This window comes from [Clostridium] polysaccharolyticum, assembly GCF_900111595.1.
In the GTDB taxonomy this organism is placed as follows: domain Bacteria; phylum Bacillota; class Clostridia; order Lachnospirales; family Lachnospiraceae; genus Clostridium_AI; species Clostridium_AI polysaccharolyticum.
Map to the genome: position 1 here is coordinate 251,426 of NZ_FOHN01000001.1, position 19,033 is coordinate 270,458.

A 19,033-nucleotide genomic window follows, 5' to 3' on the forward strand; every position below is an offset into this window, starting at 1 on the left:
GACGTATTAATAACATTATTTCATTACATAGGGGAGAACATTAATGGATAAGACACAACTTGCAAGTAAAATAATATCATTCTGGAATATGGTTGAATTTTTGGATCAGAAAGAATTTCCAAAGGAAAAACCAGAAAATAAGAAAATTGTACGGGATGAACAGAAGTTTTCACGAGGGGAAATACAAGTAAAACGGAGACGTGTAATAAATCTGTTTCATGAGATAACACCTAATACGGATTTAGAACAGATATTTAAGGAAGATAAGAGAGTATTTTTAAGAAATCAGTGGTTAAGCCAAAAGAAGCATGTATGTATTGCCAGAATCAAAAGAAACATGTGTGAAAGTAAAATTGACGAGCTATTACATATTCAAGAATATGAAGGAAATAAGGATCAAAGTGATATTGCACTGATTGGATTTAGAGTGAGTTCCCAAGGGCAGTATGAAGAAAAAACATTTAGCTTATCTCCACTTATATGGGGAATCATGATGATTTATAAGTATGGGAGTGAGGCAAGAAGTAAGATAACTCAAGAAGAATATGTTAAGTGTATAGAAATCTATGAGCAGTATTTAATGAGCAAAGGGATTGTATCAGCTGAGGTAATGAATGAGTTAGTTGATAAAATTAATCAGGATTATATGTTGCCATTATTTAACCAAAAAGCAGAATGTAAAGGGGTACTGATTTATCATCTATATGCGACAAAAGAGGATATGGAAAAGAGAGATGGTAATAGCGATGATTATAGTGCATTGGCAAGAAGCTATTATACCAATGACTTATTGCTTGTTAAAGGGAAAATAGAGTCAGGAGCATTTGGAAACTACAACAAAATGCAGAAAAATGTGATAGACTATATAGTTTCACAAGTAGAGGGAATTCCAGATCGTGAAGATAAAGTAGATATAAGGATGGAAAGGAAAGTATTGGAGCAAGTGTTGGCACCAGATAAAATGCCAATAGGAAAATGGCCATCAGAGTATACAGCATCATTCATGCAACAAGTGGCAATTAATCTTGCACTATCATCAAGGAATTCCACATATCCTATATTTTCAGTAAATGGACCTCCAGGGACAGGGAAAACGACATTATTGAAAGAAATTATTGTGAGTAATATTATTGAACGTGCGAAGCTTTTAGCTGAATATAAGAATCCTGATGATGCCTTTTATGAATGTTATTTTCATTGTGGTACATTAAAGAATCATGGCTATGATAATAATGACTGTTGTTACTATAGGTTTAAGAATGAGAAAATAAATGATTATGGAATGCTTGTGGCATCTAATAATAATGCTGCAGTAGAGAATATAACAAGGGAATTACCTAACGGCGAAAACTTATGCAAGGGACTAAGAAATTCTAAAGATAATCCAGGACTAGAAGAAATTGAAAAAATGTTTGATCTATCAAAAGTTACAAATACAGAGATATATAGCGTTAAGGTGGATCAGAAAAAGAGTGAGAAGATTTCAATAGAAAAACCAGATATTTATTTTTCCTGGCTTGCACATCGGTTATTGACGAAGAGTGAAGTAGATACAGAAGTATTTCGTGAATGGGGAATGCTCTCTGCACCTTTGGGAAAGGCATTAAATATTGAATGGTTTGGCTATTATGTTCTGAATCCACTGATAAATGAGTTTATGAATGGCAGGGAGAGAGCAAAGCACCAGATGAAATATAAAGCTGCGGTGGATGAGTTTAGGAAACAATTGCATTTGGTTCAGGGTTTGCAAGAGCAGATGGAGCAGGACTCTTGTTTGGAGGAAAGATATAATCATGAGATAAAGCAGTTGAATGAACAAATAAATCTTTTAACACATAAGATTAGTATTGCTGAACAGAACATTGATGCGTATAGACATGAGACTCTACTAAATGTACAGCAATTAGAGCAGGTAGATACGGAAATTGCAAGGATAAGGGCCGTTTATAATGAGTATACAGAGAAAGAAAACGTTGAGAAACAGCATCTTGATTCTTATAATGTAAGGATTCAGAGCATTGAACAGTGTGTAATAGATTTGGAAAAGAAGATGAATTTGAAAGATAATTTCCTGCATTTGATTGGAAAAAAGACAGAAAGAGTAAAAAATCTTGAGGCAGCTAAAAGTTATCGAGAGCAGCAACAACTAGAGATGTTACCGATTCAAAAAAGGCTTGCTGAAATCGAAGTTATAAAGAATAGGCTTAATTCTGAATGGCAAAATCAACGTGAAAAGCGCAATTGGATTACAAACAATCAATCTGTGATTGAACAAAAGGTACGTAACAGTAAAGTTTCTATAGTAAGATTTTGGGAAGAACTTGAAGAATGCAGAAGGAAGGTTGCTTTGAAGAATCAGAAATATGAGAAAGATAAACAAAGCATAAAGGAAAAGTGGAATGCACCAGATGAAGAATTTTGGGACGATTATTACAGTGATGATAATAAGCGAAATATCCGGGCACAGATTAAGAATATTTGGCACAGTAATGAATTGGATCGTGCTAGGGAAAAATTATTTTACTATGCGTTACAGGTACATAAAGAATTTATATTAGCATCCAAAGCTGTTCGCTCTAATTTTGTAAATTTAGCTTATATGTGGAATCAGCGATGTAATTCAAAAGGGGATAGTGTAAGAATTATAGGAAAAGACAGAAACGATGCGTTTTCACATCTGTTTAATACACTATTTCTATTTGTTCCAGTTATTTCTACAACATTTGCTTCTGTACAGACTTTTTTTAGGGATATTATTGAACCAGGGAAGCTTGGAATGCTTATTGTGGATGAAGCAGGCCAGGCATTACCACATATTGCATTAGGTGCTTTGTATCGATGCCGTCAGGCTGTCATTGTTGGAGATCCAAAGCAAGTTGAGCCAGTTGTTACAACAAGTATTAAACATATGAGAAAAATATTCGAGGATGAAATTTTACATCCTTATATTGTTTCTGATATGCTTTCAGTACAGAATTTTGCAGATAAAATTAATCCTTTCGGTTCGTATATTGTTGATGATGAAGATACAGGAAAGAAAGAGTGGGTTGGGTGTCCGTTAGTAGTGCATAGACGCTGCATTGAGCCGATGTTCTCTATTTCAAATCAGCTATCTTATGGAAATACAATGAAAAATCAAACAAAAAAACCAGATGAGAATAGTGAAATATCCAAGTGCTTTATACTGCAGTATTCGTACTGGAGTTCTGTAACTGGAAACGAAATAAGTACCTCTAGTAAAAATCATTATGTTCCGGAGCAGGGAGAAAAAGCTTTAAAGATTATTAGTGCTGGTTTTGAAAAGTATAATGGGATTCCAGACCTCTATGTGATATCGCCGTTTACTTCTGTAGTGAATGAATTGAAGTCATTAGTTATGGATAGGATGGAAAATACAAAGTATAAGCAGGAAGCAGAGAAATGGTGCAGGGATAATTGTGGTACTGTACATAAATTTCAAGGAAAAGAGGCAGCGGAGGTTATCTTTCTTCTTGGATGTGACAAAAATTCTAAAGGGGCTGTTGATTGGGTTAAGAGTAATATTGTAAATGTGGCGGTAACAAGGGCGAAGTATCGTCTGTATGTCATAGGGGATTATGAAGTATGGGAAAAGAATAAATGCTTAAAGTTGGTTTATGAGAGGGTATTAGAATGCAAGAAAGATGAAAGGTGATGCGATGAACTGTGTAACGTTTTTGCTATTATGTGCAGTATTTGTTGAAGCGTTTATTTGGCTAAATGCTTTTGACAGATTTCTTGTGAGAAAGTTTAACAAACTATATATGTACTGTTTATACATATTCGGTGATTGGCTGATTGCTTTTATAAGGGCAATTGCAGTAAGAAAAATGTCTGAATTAGATACTGTATTTACAGTTGTCTTGCTTTTGTATGTGTTTATATTTGTTTATAAATTTTATGTAGATTCGTTAATGAGGAAACTTTTCTTGGTTGGCACGATGTTTATTTTGTCCTTATGTTCTGATTTTATCGTTGTTGGAGTCCTTATGTTGTGTAAACAAAGTGTTGAAGCAATATCTTCAGAAGGAATGTTGAATTCAGTGGCAACATTATTCTCCAAACTAGTTTTGTATTTATTAGTGATATTATTCTTCAGAAAAAGGCATAAAATTGAGACAGGAGAATTTATACCAATAATATTTGGGACAATACTCTATGAGCTGCCAAGTGTCATTCTCTTTAATAAAATTTATCTGTTAGGTGATAATGAATTTTTGCTACTATTGTTTGTATTTGGGCAAATTGTAGTTTTGTGTTTGATTACATATGCTATAATTATAATTAATGGACGAAAGAAAGCAGAGCAGGAGCTTAGGGGCAGGATACATGACATTGAAATAGAAATGAACTCAAATAGCATATGGGAAGCTACAATGGCAGAATTGCAACATTTTAGGCATGATGTAGTTTCACATCTGAGGTTGATGAAAGTTTTGTTGGATGAGCAAAAAACAGAAAATGCAAAACAGTATTTAAATGAAATTTTATCTGAAAGAATTAATGTAGCTGCTTTAGAGAATTTTCCAGGCTTACATAATCGAAATGTTGCAATAGTACTAAGTCAGAGAAAAAGTTATGCGAAAGACAAAGGGGTTGCTTTTTGGCCTGAAATAATGATAGATGACTTTATACTTAAAGACAAAGATATATGCACTATTTTATGTAACATATTAGATAATGCCGTTGAAGCAGCCAGCAAATGTGAAGATGGATATGTTAATATAATTATAAAACCAGATCTGGATACGAAAGGTTATTTTATTATTTGTAACAATAACTATAAGGAGATTAAGTTAAGAAAAGGAAAATACGTTACGACAAAAGTGGATAAGGAGAAGCATGGCTTAGGAATTGACATTGTTAAAAAAGTTGTGAGATGCTATTCGGGTAAATGCTTTTTTAGCTCAAAGAACGATGAATTTTCTGTTGAAATTTATATTCCTGGGAGGGATGTAATAGATGATAAGGATAATAGTTTGTGATGATGAGCAGTCGGTGTTACAAAGCAATCAAAATAAATTAAATACATTGTTGAGTAAGTTAGGGATTAAGAGGAACATACAGTGTTATACAAACGTAAAAAATATTAGCTACGGTGCAATTAAAACTGCTGATATTGCAATTTTAGATATAGATTTTAACGATAACGATGTAACGGGAATACAATTGGCAAAGAGGTTTCAAAGTATTAATAAGTGGATTGCTATTATTTTTATTACAGGACATAGTGAATATGCATTAGATGCATTTCGTCTGCAAGTGTTTGGATATTTGGAGAAACCAGTTAATGAATTGCACTTAGAACGTATAATTAAAAAAGTGCTTGTCTATTTAAAGGGAATCAAATATGAAACATCAACATTTGAATTCTTATATGAACGAAAGAAAGTGACGCTTAGACAAAATAACATTATTTACGTTGAAAGAGTAAATAGAAAAATTCGTATAGTTACGAAACAGTGCGATTATTCCATTAATGGGAAAGTAAGTGATGTAGAAAATAGCTTGATGGAAAATTTTTTAAAAATCAATTCAGGTACATTAGTTAATTTGCATTATGTAACAAAGATTGAGGATTGTAATATGTATTTAACAGATGAACTTAGTTTTCGCATAGCAAGAAGTCGTTTAAATGATGTGAAGGAGAAGTATTTTTCGTTTCTTGATACTATATAGGAAAGGAGGTGCAGGAATATGGATATTGAAAAGAAAGTGGCGGATTTAGGAAGAAAGTGGGCGGAGTTAGGAGTCAATAACTTTTGTCCCTGGGTGCTATTTGTTCAGAAGGATCCTAAAAACGCAGAGAAGTTAAAGAAAAAGTTATAAGGAAGTGTTCGAGCTTACATTACATTGTGTAGTGCAAGCTCTTTTTTTTACAAAAAAGACAAGTAACTCAACAAAAAAGACAAGATTTATTGAAGAAAATTATATTTAAAAATATAATCAGGTTATGTCTAGTGTTTGTTTTGGATATCAAGAAGTTGATCAATCTGGTTTTCAACTAATTTTTTGTAGTTGCTATTAAGTTTGTTGTATTTTTCATTGATTTGATGAGGTCTTGGAGTAACTTCTCCAAAAGCTTCATAAACATTTGTAACATCGTATAATTTGAGTAATTTTAGAAGTGTATATCCATCAGGTTCGGATTTACCAACTTCCCAGGAGCTAACTGTACTTTTATTTTTTAATCCTAATAATTCAGCTACATTTTTTTGAGTATATCCTTTTTTTAGTCTTAATTCTTGTAATGTTTCGCCGAATTTTTTATTTGCCATGTATGGTTTCACCTCCTAAGAAAATAATACAGAAAAGCATAAAACTAGTCAATAGAATAAGTGCGAATAATTCTGACTATAAATAGTTGACATACGAATAAATCGTATATATAATATAGATAGATACGAATTATTCGCTTTTAAGGAGAAAAAATGAGTAACAGGAATAAAGATATGAATAGTAAAATTATTGAATTAATAAAAGGTGTTATTGATTCAAAAGGAATTAAATATACATATGTATCTAATTGTACAGACATAAATTATCAAAGATTAATGAGATTATTTAATCAAAATGCAATTATTAGTGGAAGTGAATTAATATGTATATGTAAAAACTTGCCTGTTGAATTGGATGAATTAATGGATATTGTAGAAGGGTTTAGCGACAAGCAAAAAAACTAAATGCTGTATGATAGATTAATATTATGAGAAATGCATGGGTTTAGTAGCAAATAAAAAAGCTATATGCTACATGTTTCAAGCTTTCCCGTTCGTTTTATCCCTATTTTGAGCAATACCGAGACTCCCCAAAATATTTTGGTATTGCTCTTTTTATCAGATATTCCAAGCACATAAATGTTGTGTGTTTGGCACAGTTGATAACGAAGTAAATTAAGAAATAATCAACAATCAACACATAGAACCTTGAAAAGTTAATACCCGATGAGGCAGGAAGTTTGGAGCATTGTTTTATTGTTGTAGTTTGTCATGTTTTTCTTCCTGGCAGAGTTGACATTCTAGCGAATATTGAATGTCTATGTAGAAGAGAATGTTATAACTTTGTAAAAATAAAAAGATGGTGCTGCTCATAGAGAGACACCGCCAATAACTTGCAAGGTTAATTCCATTTCCTAAATGGAATAAAATATTGAAAAAGAAAAGATAAAGTGTTTGTAAGCATTTTATCTTTTTAATTTAATTGGATTAATGCTACTTAGGTAAGCTAACCTGTCACAAGTCAGGATAAAAGCAGAGTGAACAATTATTCAAGTGAAGGATGGTGAAAGATGAATAAAACAAATACAGTTAAGATAAATGAAAACAGGTTGTGTGTAACTAGAACAGAATTAGCAGAAATGTTAGGCTGTGGATTAGCAACAGCTGACATAGTAGCTAAAAATTCTGGAGCAAGAATACAGATCGGAAAAAGGGTACTTATATCAGTAGAAAAGGTAAGAAGCTACATAGACGAAGAATGTAATAAGAACGAATGTAATGCAAACGACTATTAATCTCTTAACTATTTAGTTATAATATTTAAGAGATTAATATTATGCATTGTTCTTCTTGGAGGAATATGCATGGCTGTAGATTTAAACGGTAAGAAATTACCACAAGGAATTACACAGAAGAAGAATGGGGTTTATGAAGGAGCATTTAAGTATAATGGAGAAAGATATACTGTGTCTAGTAAGAAATTGTCTATCTGTAAGAAGAAGCTAGAGGATAAGAAGTATGAAGTTAAGCATGGTAAGAATTCAGACAATTCAAGTATGAAGGTGAATGATTGGTTTGAGTTCTGGTTTGAGCATTATAAAAAACCACAAGTAAAACTAGGTTCTGCAACTTTATACTTAAATACGTATAACACACATATTAAAAAGGAAATAGGAAAACTATCAATTAGTAAAGTAAAAGGTACTACAATTCAGTCAATTTACAATAAAATGGATAAAGCTGGATATGCTAGAAATACTTTAGAAGTTGTAAGAGCAATTCTGAACGGAATGTTTGAACAAGCATTTAAGGATGATTTGATATCTTCTAATCCATTGGCTAAAACAATAATGCCCAAGGCGAAAAAGACGAAGAAGAAAAAAGTCCCAACAAGAGAGCAACAACAAGTATTTATAACGTGTGCACAGAAAAGTGAACTATATAATTTAATAGTTGTTGCACTTTATACAGGAATGCGTTCCGGAGAAATCAGAGCATTGAGATGGTCAGATATAGACTTTAATAACAAAATGATATGCGTGAATCATACTTTATGTTATAAGAAAGGCGGAGAATATTATCTAGGAGAGCCAAAAACAGAGACATCTGAAAGAATGATACCGCTTCTTGATGGTGCAGCAGAAGCTTTTGAAAATGCTCGAAAAAAACAGCTGGAGCAAAAAGAGTTATTAGGATCATACTGGAAGCCTTATCCTGGATTGGAAGACTTAATTTTTACATCACCTTCAGGGTATCCAATTAATAATTCCATGGTCTGCAATAAGATGAAAACAATTGTACGGCAAATCAGAAAGAAATATCCAGATTTCCCTAATATAACTTTTCATACGTTGCGCCATATTTTTGCTACACGTAACATTGAAAGCAAAATGCAGCCTCAAATATTAAAAACAATATTAGGGCATCGTAAGCTTGCAACGACAATGGACTTATACGCACATGTTTTAGATGAAGAGAAAACAAATGCAATGCAGGAAGTAGAATCAAAGTTAGATAGCGTTTCAAAACCACTTGAGTATATTCCTGATAAAGTTAGAAAATGGAATCGAAATGATTTACGGCAGATAAATGTATCAGCAGATACATTTGAATTGTCAGATGAAAGTAAAAGATTACTAGATAGTCCAATCGCTTTTACACGTAAAAATCGGCTTAAAGAATTTGGCATAGATTATGATATTAATATTTTTGGATATCCATTAAGAAAATATTTATGTTATCAGTATGCTTCAGATGTTGAAGACCTGATAATTGTGTTCTTCCGCAAATATAAAAAAGATGTTGGAATAGACAAGTATATCATAAGTATGATAAGAGAAGGAATTATGAGAGCTGATTCTTGCAGGAACATATGGGCTTTTAATGATGTAATGAAAGATGTTATTGTTGAGTATTGTGTTAAGTATAAAAGAATGAAAAGTACAGACCAAGTACAGACTAAAACATCAGAAAATGCTAGAACCCCCTAATGCAGTAGGGAGCTACACTAGGGGGCATAAAAGGGGAGGATAAGTATTTAACTTTTCTTTTGTAATATGCTTTCTTTTGGAGGGGGATCCAAATGGAAAGCTTAGCATTTTACTATCAGGTACACCATTTCGCTCGGTGATGTATCTGATAGTACTATTATTACCGAGAAAAAAAAGAATATACAAATTATTAAAAAAAAAATATCTTTTTTTTGTGTTTCCTTGAAAGTTAATTTACAGATGTGATATACTGTATCTTGGGTTTTATACGAAAAATACAATGAAGATATTAAAGGTGGTAATTTGAAATGAGTTTATTAACAGAATGGCGTGAGTATGCTTACAGTCTTGATACCAATAAAAGAGAAGGACAATTATTTTGGGCAAACTATTTTAATGTAGAGAAAGCTGTATACGAACAAATCCTTGCAGATCCTGAAAATGTAGTAACAGGAACAGTAGAAGAATTAGCTGCAAAATATGATATGAAATTAAGCTTAATGGTTGGTTTCTTAGATGGAATCAATGACAGCTTGGTAAATCCGAATCCAATTGATGAGATGGACAAGGATACCGTTGTTAATTTAGGATTCGATAAAGAATTATTATATAAAAACATGGTAGATGCCAAAGCAGAATGGTTATATACATTACCTCAGTGGGATGCTTTATTAACAGAAGAAAGAAGAAAAGAATTATACCGTGAACAGAAAAAATCCGGTACAGTTGTAAAAGAGAAAAAAGTAGGCCGTAACGATCCATGTCCATGCGGATCGGGCAAAAAATATAAATTCTGCTGTGGCAGATAATGAAAGCCGGCAGAGTGAATGAAGCCAAAAAGGCTTGAACCAGTATGAGCAATATCTGGTTCAAGCCTTTTTTATTTGATAAGAAAGTCCTCTGTGAGTCCTTCCTTATCAAATAAAAAGTGCCCTGAAAAAGAAGGGCACAGGATGCACACAGATGGGTAAGGAAGATAGTCGCTAAAAAACAGCGACAGCTAAAAAACAGCGACAGCTAAAAAACAGCGACACCCATCTGGCACGGCAAAGTCGGAGTTCCTCCGAGTACATTCCAGTTGCGAGAGCCTGAGGAACTCAGACTTTGTTCTTTAGGAAAGTTTCGTTTTTTAATCCTTATTCTACCGTAACGGATTTTGCTAAGTTTCTAGGCTGATCAACATTTAACCCACGAGAAATAGCAGTATAGTATGCGATATACTGTAATACAACTGCGGCAGCAAATGGTGCAAACTCATCTGCAATGGCAGGAAGTTTAATTAAGTGGTCACATAGAGAAGCATCTACCGTAACTTCTGCGTTTGTAACCAGAATAACCATAGCTCCACGAGAACGGACTTCGCGGATGTTAGAAATCATTTTAGGCAATACATTTTCCTGAGTAGCTAAAGCAATAACAGGAATATTATCTGTAATCAGGGAAATAGTACCATGTTTTAATTCACCAGCGGCATAAGCTTCAGAGTGAATGTAGCTGATTTCTTTTAATTTAATGGAACCTTCGCAGGATAATCCATAATCAAGTCCACGGCCAATAAAGAATAAGTCTTCTGCTGTTTTCAGGCGTTGGCAAATGGTTTCGATCTGTTTATCATAGCTTAGCACTTCTTCTACAATGGAAATAGCATGCTCTAATTTTCCAATATAGTCACGGGCAGCTTCTTCTGTTAATTTGCCTGTAACAAGTGCAAAACGGAATGCAAATAAGTAAAGAGCTGATAATTGTACTGTATAAGCTTTTGTACTGGCAACCGCAATTTCAGGACCTGCATGTGTATATAATACATAATCACTTTCCCTTGCAATAGAAGATCCTTTTACATTTACAATAGACAAGGTCTTAGAACCATTTTCACGGGCAAGGCGAAGTGCAGCAAGTGTATCTGCTGTTTCACCAGACTGGGAAATGGTGATTACTAATGTATGTTCATCAATGATTGGGCTGGCATAACGGAATTCTGATGCGATTTCAACGCTTACAGGAACTCGTGTCAGTTTTTCAATCATGTTTTTTCCAATAAGGCCTGCATGCATAGCAGTACCACAGGCAGTAATTACAATTTTGTGGATACCATCAAACATAGAATCTGGAATCTGATCCGCTGTAAAATCAGGTAAACCGTCTACCACACGTGGAGCAATCGTATTACGAAGAGAATCAGGCTGTTCGTGGATTTCTTTTAACATAAAGTAATCGTAGCCGCCTTTTCTGGCAGCAGCAACATCCCAGTTTACATGAAGCATCTTTGGCATAATAACACGGTGTTCCATATCAGTGACCACAATTTCATTTTTAGTTAATCTTGCAATATGACGTTCTGGTAAAACAAAATAATCTTTCGAATATTTGATTAAGGCAACCATATCGGATGCAATTACAGAACCTTCTTCGCAAGATGCAGCAACAAGGGGACTGCCGTTACGGATTGCATAGATTACATCAGGATGATCTTCAAACATGATACAGAAAGCATATGCACCATCTAGTTTTTTGACAGCATCCTTAATTGCCTGGACTGGATTGCCATTGTAACAGCTGTTGATTACCATTGCAGCAATTTCTGAATCAGTCTGGGATACAGGAAATTGGCCGTCTTTTGCCAGCTCTTCCTGTAATTCTTTGTAGTTTTCAATGATTCCGTTATGAATTAAAGTAACTTTGCCTGCTTTATGAGGGTGGCAGTTTACATCAGAAACCCCGCCATGAGTTGCCCAGCGGGTATGGCCAATTCCACAGGCAGCTGTTTCCTTCGATTCTTCTTTTACTTTGTCACAGAGATTCGAAACTTTTCCTGTTGCCTTGACAGTACGAATTCCATTATCTGTAAAGAATGAAATTCCAGCACTGTCATAGCCACGATACTCTAACTCCTTTAATCCTTCCGTTAATACAGTTTTGGCATCTAAAATACCAGTAAATCCAATAATTCCACACATAATAAACTCTCCTTTATTAATTGAATTACCGGTTATGCTGTATTTGTTTTCCAGTTACCCGAAGCTTTTACAGCAAGTTACACGTCCGGTTCCGCGAGAAAGCATCCGCCGAATTTTCGATCACTTTCCTCCTCGTCAGCCTTGCTAAGACCCAAAAGGCTCTGGCGCTAATTTTATTGTTCCGCAAAAGGCACTGAGTCTGGAACAAAGACATTTCTGTCGGTTACCTGCAAACAATTTGTTTATAAGTGATAAAAACCTGGGCTGGTTTTGTGAATGAATTTGTCGTAATACTACAATAATAATATGTAATGTTACAAGTTCAGTGCATAATGATGTTATCATTAAAATGCTGTTCTGTCAAATTGAAGATAATGAGGCCGATGATAAGAAAAATTTAAGAAAAATTTCATTGACTTTTTTTCTCAAAAGTATAAAATATAGTTTACCAGTTCAATAGTTTACATGGTCAACTAATTTGGAATTGCGAAACAGGAAGGATGGTATATGGAAAAAAAATATGACGAGTTTTTAGAACTGATTCATTCATTTAAGCGGACGACTTGTAAAATACGTTCTTCTTCATTAGCACCAGCAGTTTTTATGACCCTTATTGCTATTCAGCATTTAAGCCTGCGAAATCAGGAAAAAGAGAGAGGGGAAGGCGTAAAAGTCAGTGACATTAGCCAGTATTTAGAAACTTCTAAGTCTGACGTATCAAAAAAAATAAGACTTCTTGAAGAAAAGGATCTTATTACACGTTTTGAGAACAGACAGGATAAAAGAATAACATTCGTGCAGATTACGGCTAATGGAATAGAAGCACTTAGACAGAATAAGGAACAGGCAGACCGTTTCCTTACTAATGTATTTGACAGAATGGGTGAAGAGGATATGAATCAGTTTATGCTGCTCTGCAGTAAAATGCGGGAGGCTATGGAAGAAGAAATTAAAAATAATGAAGAAAGGAAAAAACAAGTATGAAGAAAATATTTAGTTATATCATGCAGCAGAAAACTGCAGTTTTGCTAATATTCCTTCTATTGATTGTTCAGGCATTCTGCGAGCTTGCCCTGCCGCAATATACATCCAATATTGTCAATGTTGGAATTGGGGCAAATGGTATTGAAACTTCCATGCCAGAGTGCATTCGTGAATCACAGCTTATGGTATTGGAAAATTTTATTTTTGATGAAGACTTAAAATCGGTTCAGGAAAATTATAAGAAAATCGATATGGAAAGCCTGACAGAGAAAGAACGAAAAAATTACAAAAAGAAATACCCTAGTGCAGAAACAGAGATTTTATATGAATGGAAAGGGAATAAAGAGATTACAAAAGAGGTTGAACCGGCTTTTGTAAAATCTGTCATGCTTGTTTCTGCACTTGCACAAAAAAATAAAGATCTTGCAGCTGTTATGTCAGCTCCTGCAGAAAGCCGAAAAGCTATGCTAGAGGAAATGAATAAGCAGCTAAAAGATGTAAACGAAAGCATGCTGTCCAAAATTGGTACAAAGTATGCTGTTACAGAATACAAAGCAATTGGAGCAGATTTGGAAGCCAGACAGAATAAATATATTCTGACAGCAGGTGGGAAAATGCTTGGATTATCACTTCTGGCAATGTTAGTTACCGTAATTGTGTCCTGCTTAGCTTCTAAGGCAGCAGGTAAAATAGGCCGTAATTTAAGAAGCATGGTATTTGAAAAAGTAGTATCCTTCACAAGTGCAGAATTTGATAAATTCTCCACAGCATCTTTAATTACAAGAAGTACCAATGATATTCAGCAGCTGCAGATGGTAATCGTGCTGCTTCTCCGAATGGTTTTATATGCCCCTATTCTTGGAATTGGTGGAGTTTTAAAAGTATTAGACACCAATACCTCTATGTCCTGGATTATTGTAATTGCTGTGGCAGCGATTGTAGTAGTGGTAGTTCTTTTGTTTGCGGTTGTTATGCCGAAATTTAAAATGATGCAGACCTTAATGGACCGTTTAAACCTGGTTACGAGAGAAATTCTTACAGGCATGCCAGTTATTAGGGCATTTAGTACAGAGCGATATGAAGAAAAACGCTTTGACAAAGCTAATACAGATTTAACTAAGACTATGCTGTTTACAACTAGAATGATGAGTATTATGTTTCCAACCATGATGGTAATTATCAATTTTACTAGCGTTGCAATTATCTGGTTTGGTTCTCATGCTGTAGAGAATAGTACCTTGCAGATTGGAGATATGATTGCATTTATTACTTATTCAATGCAGATTGTAATGTCTTTCCTGATGATTACTATGATATCCATTTTTCTTCCAAGAGCTGGGGTATCAGCAAATCGTGTGGATGAAATATTACAGGCTAAGAGCAGCATTTTTGATCCCGAAAACCCAGTAGAGCCTATGTCAGAGAAGAAAGGATTTGTAGAATTCAAGAACGTATCCTTTAAGTACCCGGGAGCAGACGGGTATACTTTGAAAAATATTTCCTTTACTGCAAAACCAGGCCAGACAACAGCTTTCATAGGCAGTACGGGGAGTGGAAAGTCTACATTGGTTAATTTAGTACCAAGATTTTATGATGTTACAGAAGGAGCCGTTCTGATAGATGGAGTGGATGTCCGCCAGATGAAACAGGCAGTATTACGAGATAAATTAGGATTTGTACCTCAGAAAGCAGTATTATTTTCAGGTACCATAGAGTCCAATATTAAATACGGTAAAGAAGATGCAGATATGGAAGCTGTAAAACGAGCAGCTCGCATTGCACAGTCAGCAGATTTTATTGAAGGAAAAGAAAACCAGTATGAAAGTGTAATTGCGCAAGGAGGAACGAATGTTTCTGGTGGGCAGAAGCAGAGGCTTTCTATTGCTAGAGCTATTGCAAAAGAACCTGAAATTTTTGTATTTGATGATAGTTTTTCAGCATTAGACTTTAAGACAGACGCTGCTCTTAGAAAAGCTCTTCATGAAGAATTAAGGGATAGCACCATTTTGCTTGTTGCCCAAAGAATCAGTACTATTGTGAATGCAGACCAGATTATTGTATTAGATGAGGGCGAAATAGCAGGCAAGGGAACACATGAGGAACTTCTTAAGAACTGTGATGTATATTATGAAATTGCATCTTCCCAGTTATCAGCAAGTGAGTTAGCTGGTTATGCCAGAAATTAATAGAAGGGAGTGAAAGATATGGCTGAAAACAGAGCACAGCGAAGAGGACGTGGCCATGGTGTTCCAGTTGAGAAAGCAAAAGATTTTAAAGGGTCCGTATCCAAATTGATGCAATATATGAGACCTTATCGTATCAGCATTTTTATTGTATTTTTATTTGCTGTAGGCAGTACCGTGTTTAATATTATAGGACCAAAAGTATTAGGAAAAGCCACGGATATTTTGGCGGAAGGCATGGAGGCAAAATTCGGTGGGACTGGGGCGATTGAGTTTGACAGGATTGGCCGTGTTATTCTTATCTGCCTTGCTTTATATGTAGTAAGTGCATTTTTTGGATGGATTCAAGGATATATAATGGCAGGAATCGCACAGAAAACCTGTTATCGGTTAAGAAAAGATCTTTCAGAGAAAATGAGCCGTCTGCCAATGAATTATTACGATACGAAGACACATGGAGAGATTTTATCTCGTGTAACCAATGATATTGATATGCTTGGACAGAGTTTCAACCAGAGTGTTACACAGTTAATCACTTCCGTCATTTCCGTAATTGGTATTTTTATCATGATGCTGACATTAAGTCCATTGCTGACATTGGTGTCTGTATTGATTGTTCCATTATCTGGTGTTTTGGTTGCATTTACTGTGAAAAAATCACAAAAGTATTTTATGGCACAGCAGGAATACCTTGGCCATATCAATGGCCAGGTGGAAGAAGTGTATGGCGGCCAGAATGTAGTGCGTGTTTTTAATCATGAGGATCAGGTAATTAAAGAATTTAATGAGACCAATGAGGTGCTTTTTGAATCTGCCTGGAAATCTCAGTTTTTCTCTGGCATGATGATGCCAATTACCAATTTTATCGGTAACATTGGATACGTTGCGGTAGCAATTATCGGTGGCATTTTAACAGTGCGTGGTAAAATGTCAATTGGCGGGATTCAATCTTTTATACAATATGTAAGAAGTTTTACACAGCCGATTGGACAGCTGGCACAAGTATCTAATATGTTACAGTCTACTGCAGCGGCAGCAGAGCGAGTATTTGAATTTTTAGGTGAAACAGAAGAAGATCAGACAGCAGAAAATCCGGCAGATGTTTCTAAAGCAGAAGGAAATGTAACGTTTGAAAATGTTTCCTTTGGCTATAAACCAGATCATGCAATTATTAATAATTTTAATGCGGACATTAAAGAAGGCCAGAAAATTGCTATTGTTGGACCAACTGGTGCAGGAAAAACTACGATGGTAAAACTTTTAATGCGTTTCTACGATGTGAATTCCGGTTCTATCAAGATAGATGGCCATGACATTCGTAATTTTAATCGTAGTGAATTACGTGAACTGTTTGGCATGGTTTTACAGGATACGTGGTTATTTAAAGGAAGTATTATGGAAAATATCCGTTATGGAAAACTGGATGCCACAGATGAAGAAGTTATCGCAGCAGCGAAAGCGGCCCATGCTGACTATTTTATTCAGGCGCTTCCTGGTGGATATCAAATGGAATTAAATGAAGAAACCTCAAATGTATCTCAAGGGCAGAAACAGCTTTTAACCATAGCTAGAGCAATTCTTGCTAATAATAAGATTTTGATTTTGGATGAGGCTACAAGTTCTGTTGACACAAGAACAGAAATCTTAATACAGAAGGCAATGGATAATTTGATGAAGGGCAGAACCAGTTTTGTCATTGCCCACCGTTTATCCACGATTCGAGATGCTGATTTGATTCTGGTAATGAAAGATGGAGATGTCATTGAACAGGGAAATCACGATGAGTTAATGATGCAGGATGGTTTTTATGCACAGCTTTATAACAGCCAGTTTGATCAGACAGCTTAAAAGATATATAAGATAGAAAATATGAACAAACTATTCAGTAATTGAATATTATTGGATAGTTTGTTTTTTCTTGTCTCTTTTTCCAGTTTGTATTATAATGGGAACAACGGACACAGATAAAGGAGAGTGTGGAGTGAAAAAAAGGATTTACTTAGTTATGTTTCTGGCAGTCTGTGTATCTTCTGCTGTTTTGAACGGATGCCATAAGCATGGAAGTGATACGAAGGAAAAAACGGGAGAATCTGGAAAAACAGTAAAAACAACAGCTTCGCTAGATATTGCTGTGACAGAAGATCCTCAAGTGCCAGCTGTTGATATAGATGCATTAGATGGATTAAAGGGAGAACCGGTTTCGGCACAAAATAAGGCACACAATCTGTATAGAGGAATGATTAAAGATGAGGAAGTAATTCTGGATCTTTGGATAGACAAGGAGAAGAAGGAAGCACAGACTGCGTTTGTTGGAGCTTTTCATTCGGAAGAACTGTCGTTTTTATGTGAGCTTTTAGAAGATGGCGTGCGTTTTCACAATGATCAGTATTATTTCCTGCTAAAACAGCAGAAGGATGATGTGCTGAAAGGATATTTTTATGAAGCAGAATCAGAGATAAAAGAGGTTGAACTGACATTGGAAGCTATTAATGATACAGAGGATAAGGAACATTTGTATACAATTGGAGAGAATGATGAGGTAGAAGCATTTGCACAGAAGGTACTGGATTCCATAAATGGATTTGATTTCAAAACATTTTCCAGTTATGTATCCTTTCCTATAAAAGTCCGTGTGAATCAGGCAATTCAGACCATAAAAACGAAGGAAGGATTTAAAGCATTAGGAGGAGAAGTTATCTTTACAGACGGTTTTGTGTCCTCAATGGCAGCTGCATATCCAAACCTGATGCCGGGAAATGAAACGGATGGCGTTATGCTCGGAGATGGGCAGTATAATGTCTGGATCCAGTTAGATGATAATGGACAGATGAAAGTTGCCGCAATTCATAATTAACATTTAAGAAGAAAGAGATAGACAGAATACAGGCTGCTTTTGGGCTAGATAGGGATTAGGAGGAACAGATGAAATTATATATAAAGCAAAGGGTGTTTTCGTGGACAGATACTTATGATGTATTTGATGAGTTTGAAAACCCTAAATATTTTGTGAAAGCAGAGTTTTTATCATTGGGACATAATATACATGTGTATGAAAAGAGCACAGGACGTGAGATTGGAGCCATCCATCAGAAGGTATTTGCGTTTCTTCCTGCCTTTGAGATAGAGATTAGCGGATGCCATATTGGAACCATACAGAGAAAGTTTTCCTTATTCCGTTCACAGTATGAGATTGATTATAATGGCTGGCGGGTAGAAGGGGATTTTATGGGCTGGGATTATGATGTAATGAGTGGATGTTCCAGTATCATACATATCACAAAAGAACTGTTTCATTGGGGCGATACCTATACTTTAAATTTTGCGAATCCAGAAGACGAGGTTATGGGACTGCTGTTAGTAATTGCCATTGATGCGGCGAATTGCAGTGGAAGAAACTAGCATAATTTCCTGATTGACTGCCGTTTTTGGTGATGGAGGAATGGTAATCTGCCATCATATAAAAAATAGTGACTACAAAAAAATTAAGGAAACAGAAATGTCAAAAATCCGTTAAAAATGAAAAAACACAGTGTATGTTAATCATTTCCGAGAGCATTCGCCAGTCTTGCCTCTCCACTGATAAGGATATCATGTATTTTAATTTTCCAAAGTTGCAAGTTGACATAATAAACCAAAACAATCTATAATTAGCAGGAAAATGAATGGATTAGGTTGCTTCTTTT

Annotated in this window: 15 protein-coding genes; 13 read left to right on the forward strand and 2 right to left on the reverse strand. The window is 35.1% G+C overall.

The features are described 5' to 3' along the window. The first annotated feature begins 43 nt into the window (after positions 1-43). The 4 genes from BMY85_RS01155 to BMY85_RS16005 are packed head-to-tail and all read left to right on the forward strand — an operon-like array spanning position 44 to position 5,847. A complete protein-coding gene (locus tag BMY85_RS01155; RefSeq protein ID WP_092475218.1) occupies positions 44-3,673 on the forward strand; it encodes a DEAD/DEAH box helicase in 3,630 nt (1,209 codons plus the stop codon). Next, positions 3,663-5,003, forward strand: coding sequence for a sensor histidine kinase (locus tag BMY85_RS01160; RefSeq protein ID WP_092475220.1), 1,341 nt, complete (start codon positions 3,663-3,665; stop codon positions 5,001-5,003). Before BMY85_RS01155 ends, BMY85_RS01160 begins: the two co-directional genes overlap by 11 nt. After that, positions 4,981-5,697: a LytR/AlgR family response regulator transcription factor gene (locus tag BMY85_RS01165; protein WP_092475223.1), complete on the forward strand. Its 717-nt coding sequence runs from the start codon at positions 4,981-4,983 to the stop codon at positions 5,695-5,697. Before BMY85_RS01160 ends, BMY85_RS01165 begins: the two co-directional genes overlap by 23 nt. Before the next feature lie 18 nt (positions 5,698-5,715). Further along, positions 5,716-5,847, forward strand: a complete 132-nt coding sequence (locus BMY85_RS16005; RefSeq protein WP_278280368.1) for a hypothetical protein — start codon at positions 5,716-5,718, stop codon at positions 5,845-5,847. Between the two features lie 128 nt (positions 5,848-5,975). Here the strand turns inward: BMY85_RS16005 and BMY85_RS01170 are convergent, their stop codons facing one another. After that, positions 5,976-6,296 (reverse strand): helix-turn-helix domain-containing protein, encoded by a 321-nt coding sequence (locus BMY85_RS01170; RefSeq protein WP_092475224.1) that lies wholly within the window; start codon positions 6,294-6,296, stop codon positions 5,976-5,978. 153 nt (positions 6,297-6,449) lie between these two features. On the opposite strand from BMY85_RS01170, the gene BMY85_RS01175 reads away from it, so the two are divergent. From BMY85_RS01175 to BMY85_RS01190, 4 genes are all read left to right on the forward strand, one after another. After that, complete coding sequence (locus BMY85_RS01175; RefSeq protein ID WP_092475225.1) at positions 6,450-6,701, forward strand: helix-turn-helix domain-containing protein; 252 nt, start codon at positions 6,450-6,452, stop codon at positions 6,699-6,701. Between the two features lie 605 nt (positions 6,702-7,306). Beyond that, the gene (locus BMY85_RS01180; RefSeq protein WP_092475226.1) at positions 7,307-7,531 is read left to right on the forward strand and encodes a hypothetical protein; all 225 of its coding nucleotides are present in this window, start codon (positions 7,307-7,309) and stop codon (positions 7,529-7,531) included. 69 nt (positions 7,532-7,600) lie between these two features. After that, positions 7,601-9,226, forward strand: coding sequence for a tyrosine-type recombinase/integrase (locus BMY85_RS01185; RefSeq protein ID WP_092475228.1), 1,626 nt, complete (start codon positions 7,601-7,603; stop codon positions 9,224-9,226). A 308-nt stretch (positions 9,227-9,534) separates the two neighbouring features. Continuing rightward, positions 9,535-10,035, forward strand: a complete 501-nt coding sequence (locus BMY85_RS01190; protein ID WP_092475230.1) for an SEC-C metal-binding domain-containing protein — start codon at positions 9,535-9,537, stop codon at positions 10,033-10,035. A gap of 327 nt (positions 10,036-10,362) precedes the next feature. Here BMY85_RS01190 and glmS read toward each other — a convergent pair whose 3' ends face one another. Further along, positions 10,363-12,183, reverse strand: coding sequence for a glutamine--fructose-6-phosphate transaminase (isomerizing) (gene glmS, locus BMY85_RS01195; RefSeq protein WP_092475231.1), 1,821 nt, complete (start codon positions 12,181-12,183; stop codon positions 10,363-10,365). 507 nt (positions 12,184-12,690) lie between these two features. Here glmS and BMY85_RS01200 point away from each other — a divergent pair. The 5 genes from BMY85_RS01200 (at position 12,691) to BMY85_RS01220 (ending at position 18,749) form a co-directional block, all read left to right on the forward strand. Then, positions 12,691-13,167 carry a MarR family winged helix-turn-helix transcriptional regulator gene (locus BMY85_RS01200; RefSeq protein WP_092475232.1) on the forward strand — a complete coding sequence of 159 codons (477 nt, stop codon included), beginning with the start codon at positions 12,691-12,693 and terminating at the stop codon, positions 13,165-13,167. Next, positions 13,164-15,353: an ABC transporter ATP-binding protein gene (locus BMY85_RS01205; protein ID WP_092475234.1), complete on the forward strand. Its 2,190-nt coding sequence runs from the start codon at positions 13,164-13,166 to the stop codon at positions 15,351-15,353. The genes BMY85_RS01200 and BMY85_RS01205 overlap by 4 nt, the downstream gene beginning before the upstream one ends. An 18-nt stretch (positions 15,354-15,371) precedes the next feature. Continuing rightward, complete coding sequence (locus BMY85_RS01210; protein ID WP_092475236.1) at positions 15,372-17,198, forward strand: ABC transporter ATP-binding protein; 1,827 nt, start codon at positions 15,372-15,374, stop codon at positions 17,196-17,198. Between the two features lie 133 nt (positions 17,199-17,331). Then, positions 17,332-18,204 (forward strand): hypothetical protein, encoded by an 873-nt coding sequence (locus BMY85_RS01215; RefSeq protein ID WP_092475241.1) that lies wholly within the window; start codon positions 17,332-17,334, stop codon positions 18,202-18,204. A 68-nt stretch (positions 18,205-18,272) separates the two neighbouring features. After that, positions 18,273-18,749 carry an LURP-one-related/scramblase family protein gene (locus BMY85_RS01220; RefSeq protein ID WP_092475243.1) on the forward strand — a complete coding sequence of 159 codons (477 nt, stop codon included), beginning with the start codon at positions 18,273-18,275 and terminating at the stop codon, positions 18,747-18,749. The last annotated feature ends 284 nt before the right edge of the window (positions 18,750-19,033 follow it).

What these genes read in the sequence shown, in the direction of transcription:
- BMY85_RS01155 (WP_092475218.1), top strand. Translation starts at nt 44, where the DNA reads ATGGATAAGACACAACTTGCAAGTAAAATAATATCATTCTGGAATATG.
- BMY85_RS01160 (WP_092475220.1), top strand. Translation starts at nt 3,663, where the DNA reads ATGAAAGGTGATGCGATGAACTGTGTAACGTTTTTGCTATTATGTGCA.
- BMY85_RS01165 (WP_092475223.1), top strand. Translation starts at nt 4,981, where the DNA reads ATGATAAGGATAATAGTTTGTGATGATGAGCAGTCGGTGTTACAAAGC.
- BMY85_RS16005 (WP_278280368.1), top strand. Translation starts at nt 5,716, where the DNA reads ATGGATATTGAAAAGAAAGTGGCGGATTTAGGAAGAAAGTGGGCGGAG.
- BMY85_RS01170 (WP_092475224.1), bottom strand. Translation starts at nt 6,296, where the DNA reads ATGGCAAATAAAAAATTCGGCGAAACATTACAAGAATTAAGACTAAAA.
- BMY85_RS01175 (WP_092475225.1), top strand. Translation starts at nt 6,450, where the DNA reads ATGAGTAACAGGAATAAAGATATGAATAGTAAAATTATTGAATTAATA.
- BMY85_RS01180 (WP_092475226.1), top strand. Translation starts at nt 7,307, where the DNA reads ATGAATAAAACAAATACAGTTAAGATAAATGAAAACAGGTTGTGTGTA.
- BMY85_RS01185 (WP_092475228.1), top strand. Translation starts at nt 7,601, where the DNA reads ATGGCTGTAGATTTAAACGGTAAGAAATTACCACAAGGAATTACACAG.
- BMY85_RS01190 (WP_092475230.1), top strand. Translation starts at nt 9,535, where the DNA reads ATGAGTTTATTAACAGAATGGCGTGAGTATGCTTACAGTCTTGATACC.
- glmS (WP_092475231.1), bottom strand. Translation starts at nt 12,183, where the DNA reads ATGTGTGGAATTATTGGATTTACTGGTATTTTAGATGCCAAAACTGTA.
- BMY85_RS01200 (WP_092475232.1), top strand. Translation starts at nt 12,691, where the DNA reads ATGGAAAAAAAATATGACGAGTTTTTAGAACTGATTCATTCATTTAAG.
- BMY85_RS01205 (WP_092475234.1), top strand. Translation starts at nt 13,164, where the DNA reads ATGAAGAAAATATTTAGTTATATCATGCAGCAGAAAACTGCAGTTTTG.
- BMY85_RS01210 (WP_092475236.1), top strand. Translation starts at nt 15,372, where the DNA reads ATGGCTGAAAACAGAGCACAGCGAAGAGGACGTGGCCATGGTGTTCCA.
- BMY85_RS01220 (WP_092475243.1), top strand. Translation starts at nt 18,273, where the DNA reads ATGAAATTATATATAAAGCAAAGGGTGTTTTCGTGGACAGATACTTAT.